The sequence below is a fragment of the Kitasatospora sp. NPDC048540 genome (assembly GCF_040651175.1).
In the GTDB taxonomy this organism is placed as follows: Bacteria; Actinomycetota; Actinomycetes; order Streptomycetales; family Streptomycetaceae; genus Kitasatospora.
This window is the reverse complement of record NZ_JBEZIR010000239.1, coordinates 1-4,414: the sequence shown is the minus strand read 5'-3', so window position 1 is coordinate 4,414 and position 4,414 is coordinate 1. Positions and strand designations below refer to the sequence as shown.

The following is a 4,414-nucleotide window of genomic DNA, read 5'->3' as shown; positions in this document are numbered from 1 at the left end:
GCCTGCTCGCTGGGCGGCGGGACCTGGTTGTCGGCGAAGTCGGTGCCGTCGACCTTGAGCTGGGCGACCAGCGAGCATGGGCCGCCGCGGTGCGTCCGGAACGTAATACCCTGGAGGCTGTATACCCGTTACCGCCTCTGGAAGGACCACCGTGGAGCTCGCTTCGTACGCCGACTTCGCCGTCCGGCTGGTGAACAGCGAGGAGCCCGAGCGCGGCACCGACGGACTGACCACGGTGGACGCGGTGCGCGCGCTGTTCAAGGTCCCCTCGCGGGCCGCCGCGCTCACCGACGAGTCCGATCTGCCCAGGCTGCGTGCGGTCCGCACCCGGCTGCGCGGGGTCTTCGAGGCCGCCGCCGAGGGCGAGGACGTCCGGGCGGTCGACCTGCTGAACAGCCTGATGGTCGAGTACCCGGTCAGCCCGATGGTCTCCGGCCACGACGACCTGGACGAGACCGGCAGGCCCCACTGGCACCTGCACCTGGCCGACAACGCGCCCACCGCGGCCGCCAACTACGCCGCCGTGGCCTGCATGGGCCTGGCCATCCACCTCACCGAGCTCGGCGTGGACCGGCTCGGCATCTGCCAGGCCGCGCCCTGCCGCAACGCCTACCTGGACACCTCCACCAACCGCTCCCGCCGGTACTGCTCCGACCGCTGCGCGACCCGCGCCAACGTGGCCGCCTACCGGGCGCGCAAGCGTGAGGAGGCGCAGCGGGGCGAGGCACTGCGCGGGGAGGCCCAGCGGGGAGAAGCGCTGCGCGGGGCCCAGCTCACTCCCCGTCCCTGAGCGCCGGCGGGGTGCGGTCCACCCCCAGCCGGCGCACCGCCGCGGCCGGCAGCAGCGTCCACGGCCAGCCGGCCAGCGCCCGCGCCAGCCAGGGCGCCGGGGCGAGCCAGGCCGGGGCCGGCCGCAGCCTCAGCAGCACCCGGCCGAGCACCAGCTCGTCCGGCACCGCGCCGTACTCCCGGCTGTCGGTGCGCACCAGCGGGTTGTCGGAGAGCATCCACCAGCCGCCGGGGCGGCGGCCGACGGCCCGTTTGACCACCAGCAGGTCCTGCTGGAAGGGGTGCCGGAATAGCACCACGGCGCCCGGCCGCAGCGGCGCGCCGTAGCGGACCAGCACCTGGTCGCCGTCGCGCAGCAGCCGGCGCATCGACGGCCCTGCCACGTCCACCACCCCGAACGGCGCACCGCCGCCGCGCCGACTCACCGGCATCCGTTCACCCCTGACCTCGTGTCCGCTGCTGTGCACCCTCCAGTGTGGCGTGCCCGGCGCACCGCCCGGTATCGGCCGGTTCGGCCTCCTCCTTTGGTCCCGGGCCCACGGGGCAGACGCGAAGTGCGGGGTGCGTGCGGGTAATCTCGGGCGCGGGAAGACGATCCAAGGAAGGACTCCCATGTTCTCTCGTCTGTTTGCTCCGCGCGTCACCGCGCACGCCCACTGCGACCTGCCCTGCGGTGTCTACGACCCGGCCCAGGCCCGGATCGAGGCCGAGTCGGTGAAGGCCACTCAGGAGAAGTACCAGGCCAACGAGGATCCGCAGTTCCGCGCGCGCGCCATCGTCATCAAGGAGGAGCGCGCCGAGCTGGTCAAGCACCACCTCTCCGTGCTGCACACCGACTACTTCAAGGCCCCGCACTTCGAGGCCTACCCGGGGCTGCACGACCTGTTCAACCGGGCCGGCAAGGCCGCTTCGGCCGCCAAGGCCTCCTCGGACCCGGCCACCGGCCAGGCCCTGCTCGACCTGATCGCCGAGATCGACGCCATCTTCTGGGAGACCAAGAAGGCCTGATCACGGCAGCCACTGCCCCGGCGGAGCCCCGGCCCGCCGGGGCAGTGGCGTACCCGGCCATACCCTGCGGACCGGCGCCGCGTCCAGGGCCGGAAGGTCCCCGCGCGGGCCGCCGTAGGGGCAGAAAGTCCTTCCCGGCCCGGCCCCGCGTCCGAGTACGCTCGCCATATGATCCGCACCGCCGTCACCGCCGACGTCCCCGTCATCCACGCCCTGATCCGCGAGCTGGCCGAGTACGAGAAGGCCCCGCAGGAGGCCAGGGCCACCGAGGAGCAGCTGCAGGACGCGCTGTTCGGTGCGCACCCGGCGCTGTTCGGCCTGATCGCCGAGGACGACGCGACCGGGGAGCCGGTCGGTTTCGCGCTGTGGTTCCGCAACTTCTCCACCTGGCGCGGGACCCACGGGGTGTACCTGGAGGACCTGTACGTCCGTCCGGGCAACCGCGGCGGCGGCCACGGCAAGGCGCTGCTGACCGAGCTGGCCCGGATCTGCGTCGAGCGCGGCTACTCCCGGATGGAGTGGTCGGTGCTGGACTGGAACGCGCCGTCGATCGGTTTCTACAAGTCGCTGGGCGCCGTCCCGATGGACGGCTGGACCGTCTACCGGCTCACCGACGAGCCGCTCGCGGCGCTCGGATCGACCCCGCGCTGAGCCCGTGGCGGCCGTCGGGTTCGCTCGTTCCCGTGACGGTGGCCGAAGATCACGACATCTGTCCCCCGATCGCGGTAACGTCACGGGCGGATGCACGGCGTTCCGGCCCTTCCCAGTGGGTATGACCGGAACGTACCGCACCACCGCTGCGCACAGTTGGGGCGAAGCAGTTGAGCCATGCAAGAGGAAGTGCCGCGGCCGTTCGGCCGCAAGCACCGCGCGTCACCCAGGAGGTGAGGGTGTCCCAGATCGACGGCGAGCCCGGAGTGAAGGACTTCGTGGAGGTCCGGCTGCCCGCTGCGGGGGCCTACCTCTCGGTGCTGCGAACGGCGACAGCCGGTCTCGCGGCCCGGTTGGACTTCACCCTGGACGAGATCGAGGATCTCCGGATCGCGGTGGACGAAGCCTGCGCCATCCTGCTCCAGCAGGCTGTCCCGGGTTCCGTCCTGAGCTGCGAGTTCCGGCTGGTCGGCGACTCCCTGCGGGTCACGGTCAGCGCACCGACCACGGACGGGCGGGCCCCCGAGCGGGACACCTTCGCCTGGACGGTGCTCTCCGCGCTGGCGGGCGAGGTGGAGTCCTCGGTCGAGGCGGACAACACGGTCAGCATCAGCCTGCACAAGAAGCGCGGCGGGTCGTCCACCCCGGCGTAGCCCGTCGTGCCGCAGTATCCGCCGTACGCACGGTGTCGTATTCACCGCGCGTACGGCGCCCCGTATCGCAGTGCTCTGCGGTACAACCAGTGAGAAGTGCTCCCGGAACGGAACGGGTGATCGCCGTGAGTGATCTGGACCGCACAGCTGCCGCCGCCGGCGCGGCCGCCGCCGACCTGACCGTCCGTGCCGAGTCCGCGGTCCTCGACCGCGGTACGGCCGGCCCTGCCGTACCGCCGCAGGCGAGCGCCGCCCGCACCGCCGCCCAACCCGACGCGCACCCGAAGGACTCCCACCGGATGACCCAGCCGACCGATCCGACGCCCGAGCGGCCCGAGGCGGTGCCCGCGGGCCAGAGCGACGCGGACGGGCTCAGGGCCGCCGCGGAGGCCGTCCGCGGCGCCGTGCCCGCCCAGGGGCACCGCTCGGGCGCGCCGGACCGGGAGGCCGCACGGGCCCTGTTCGTGCGGCTGGCCGCGCTGCCGGAGGGGTCCACCGAGCGGGTGGAGATCCGCAACCAGCTGGTGCGGATGCACATCCCGCTGGTCGAGCACCTCGCCCGGCGGTTCCGCAACCGGGGCGAGCCGCTGGACGACCTGACCCAGGTCGCCACCATCGGTCTGATCAAGTCGGTGGACCGGTTCGACCACGAGCGCGGGGTGGAGTTCTCCACCTACGCCACGCCCACCATCGTCGGTGAGATCAAGCGGCACTTCCGGGACAAGGGCTGGGCCGTCCGCGTCCCGCGCCGCCTCCAGGAGCTGCGGCTCTCACTCACCACGGCGACCAGCGAGCTCTCCCAGCGGCACGGCCGCTCCCCCACGGTGCACGAGCTGGCGGAGCACCTGGGGATCTCCGAGGAGGACGTGCTGGAGGGCCTGGAGTCCGCCAACGCGTACTCCACCCTGTCGCTGGACGTGCCGGACAGCGACGACGAGTCGCCGGCCGTCGCGGACACCCTGGGCGCCACCGACGAGGCGTTGGAGGGCGTGGAGTACCGGGAGTCGCTCAAGCCGCTGCTGGCCCAGCTGCCGCCGCGCGAGCAGAAGATCCTGGTGCTCCGGTTCTTCCGGAACATGACCCAGTCGCAGATCGCCGCCGAGGTGGGCATCTCGCAGATGCACGTCTCCAGACTGCTCGCCCGCACCCTCGCGCAGCTGCGGGAGAAGCTGCTCGTCGAGGAGTGAGACCGGGCGCGGACACGCCGACGGCCGGAGGGAAGAACCCTCCGGGCGTCGGTGCGCCGGTGCGGCTGGCCGGCGATGTCACGGCGGCGACGGCGCAGGCACACGCGGCGGTGACGGCCGCCTGGC

Annotated in this window: 6 protein-coding genes; 5 read left to right on the top strand and 1 reads right to left on the bottom strand. The window is 72.7% G+C overall.

The annotated features are described in order from the left end of the window. The first annotated feature begins 151 nt into the window (after nt 1-151). On the top strand, nt 152-790 hold the full coding sequence (locus AB0D08_RS40330; RefSeq protein ID WP_033818869.1) for a CGNR zinc finger domain-containing protein: 639 nt from the start codon (nt 152-154) through the stop codon (nt 788-790). Here the strand turns inward: AB0D08_RS40330 and sodX are convergent. Next, the gene (gene sodX / locus AB0D08_RS40325) at nt 774-1,220 is read right to left on the bottom strand and encodes a nickel-type superoxide dismutase maturation protease (protein ID WP_033818870.1); all 447 of its coding nucleotides are present in this window, start codon (nt 1,218-1,220) and stop codon (nt 774-776) included. The two genes, AB0D08_RS40330 and sodX, sit on opposite strands and share 17 nt — an antisense overlap. 181 nt (nt 1,221-1,401) lie before the next feature. Here sodX and sodN point away from each other — a divergent pair, with 181 nt between their 5' ends. The 4 genes from sodN to AB0D08_RS40305 all read left to right on the top strand — a co-directional run bounded on the left by sodN (nt 1,402) and on the right by AB0D08_RS40305 (nt 4,288). After that, complete coding sequence (sodN, locus tag AB0D08_RS40320; protein WP_033818871.1) at nt 1,402-1,797, top strand: superoxide dismutase, Ni; 396 nt, start codon at nt 1,402-1,404, stop codon at nt 1,795-1,797. Between the two features lie 168 nt (nt 1,798-1,965). Then, nucleotides 1,966-2,448, top strand: coding sequence for a GNAT family N-acetyltransferase (locus AB0D08_RS40315; protein WP_033818913.1), 483 nt, complete (start codon nt 1,966-1,968; stop codon nt 2,446-2,448). 239 nt (nt 2,449-2,687) lie between these two features. Further along, nucleotides 2,688-3,101: an anti-sigma regulatory factor gene (locus tag AB0D08_RS40310; RefSeq protein ID WP_033818914.1), complete on the top strand. Its 414-nt coding sequence runs from the start codon at nt 2,688-2,690 to the stop codon at nt 3,099-3,101. Nucleotides 3,102-3,226: 125 nt separating this feature from the next. Continuing rightward, on the top strand, nt 3,227-4,288 hold the full coding sequence (locus tag AB0D08_RS40305) for an RNA polymerase sigma factor SigF (protein ID WP_233288946.1): 1,062 nt from the start codon (nt 3,227-3,229) through the stop codon (nt 4,286-4,288). Nucleotides 4,289-4,414: the final 126 nt, after the last annotated feature.